Source organism: Mucilaginibacter frigoritolerans (genome assembly GCF_007830615.1).
In the GTDB taxonomy this organism is placed as follows: domain Bacteria; phylum Bacteroidota; class Bacteroidia; order Sphingobacteriales; family Sphingobacteriaceae; genus Mucilaginibacter; species Mucilaginibacter frigoritolerans.
In genome coordinates, this window is record NZ_VLLI01000001.1 from 608,697 (window position 1) to 608,935 (window position 239).

General features: G+C 42.7%; 1 protein-coding gene. It reads right to left on the bottom strand.

The window, feature by feature from the left end; all coding sequences use genetic code 11:
- A partial coding sequence (locus JN11_RS24335; RefSeq protein ID WP_211360616.1) for a hypothetical protein occupies positions 1–239 on the bottom strand: 239 nt, incomplete at both ends.

Consider the following 239-nt stretch of genomic DNA (forward strand, 5'->3'; position numbering starts at 1 on the left):
GTTGTGTTTTTATCGCCAGATAAGTCACCACTACCAGTTGTATTTTTGTCACCAGACAAGTCACCACTGCCAGTTTGATTGTTTTTGCCAGATAAGTCACCACTACCGGTTGTGTTTTTGTCACCAGACAAGTCACCGCTACCAGTTGTATGTTTTTCGCCCATCAGATCACCACTACCAGTTGTGTTTTTATCGCCAGATAAGTCACCACTACCAGTTGTATTTTTGTCACCAGACAA